This window comes from Pantoea sp. BL1, from assembly GCF_000963985.1.
In the GTDB taxonomy this organism is placed as follows: Bacteria; Pseudomonadota; Gammaproteobacteria; order Enterobacterales; family Enterobacteriaceae; genus Pantoea; species Pantoea rwandensis_B.
In genome coordinates this window covers 1-440 of sequence record NZ_JZRH01000070.1, presented here as the reverse complement: position 1 = coordinate 440, position 440 = coordinate 1, and the positions used below count along the sequence as shown (strand labels likewise).

1 protein-coding gene is annotated in these 440 nt (G+C 64.5%); it reads left to right on the top strand.

The features are described from left to right. Positions 1-33: 33 nt before the first annotated feature. Positions 34-440: ImcF-related family protein (locus tag VH86_RS23810; protein ID WP_369800378.1), on the top strand; the 407-nt coding region annotated here is incomplete at its 3' end.

The window sequence follows — 440 nt, the reverse complement described above, 5'->3', positions numbered from 1 at the left end:
ATTGAAAAAGTGGCGCGGGAGCGGCGTGAGGAGATGGACTGGGTACTCAGCGATGCACCGCCGCCCGCCGGTGATGCGTCCTCACCCGAAGCGCTGGAAGCGCGGCTCACCAGCCGTTACTTCTCTGACTACAGCGCAGCCTGGCTGAACTTCCTCAACAGCCTGCGCCTGCAGCCGGCACCGACGCTTTCCGACGCAATTGACCAGCTCACGCTGATGGCGGATGTGCGCCAGTCGCCGCTGGTGGCGCTGATGAACACCCTCAGCGTGCAGGGACGGACCGGGCAGAGTGGGGATGCCATTGCCGACTCGCTGGTGAAATCCGCGCAGAACCTGCTCAGTCGGGAAAAGCGCCCGGCCATTGACCAGAACAGCGGCCCGACCGGCCCCCTTAATGCCACCTTCGGCCCGCTGCTGGCACTGATGGATAATCAGGGCAG